The sequence below is a fragment of the Bacillus sp. P4_D3 genome (assembly GCF_056401855.1).
On sequence record NZ_JBFUIN010001308.1, the window covers coordinates 1 to 564 of the forward strand.

A 564-nucleotide genomic window follows, 5' to 3' on the forward strand; every position below is an offset into this window, starting at 1 on the left:
CTTCTACTTCGTACGTTTGAATACAGCCGTCATCCGGTTTTTGAACTTCACCTGTTAGTAATGAAATTTTCCAATCATGTAGTGGACAAAAGACGAATTCCCCAGATACAATTCCTTCTGCTAATGGTCCATTTTTATGAGGGCAGCGATTTTCTACAGCTCGAATATCGCCATTTGAAAGACGAAATAGGGCGATAGACATGTCTTTCATTTGCACTTCTTTACCAATTTGAATAGGAAGGTCTTCCGCACGCATAACTTTTATTTTCTCTTTCGTTTGTAACATATGGTTCACAGCTCCTTATTTCACAGTTTCTACTTCATACATAGCTTTTAATGATTTCGTTTCTAGTGCCTGTCCCCAAGCTTCTTTATATGTGCTACGCGCTGTTTGGAAACGCTCATTTAACATCGTGACCATACTTGTATCCTGTAGTATTTCTTTTATGTGATCGAAGCCTAACCGTTCTGTCCAGTAGGCAGTACGTTCCCCATAAATACCAGTTTCACGATAATATTGCATGTAAGCTGTTGCGATGCGAAGGACATCATCTTCAGTAGGGA

General features: G+C 39.7%; 1 protein-coding gene and 1 pseudogene. Both read right to left on the bottom strand.

All coding sequences use genetic code 11. The annotated features are described in order from the left end of the window. The coding region (gene nirD, locus AC1DTM_RS31010; RefSeq protein ID WP_477001763.1) for a nitrite reductase small subunit NirD at window positions 1-286 on the bottom strand (286 nt) is incomplete at its 3' end. A 15-nt stretch (window positions 287-301) separates the two neighbouring features. Then, window positions 302-564 (bottom strand): annotated as a pseudogene (locus tag AC1DTM_RS31015) (nitrite reductase large subunit); the annotation flags it as partial.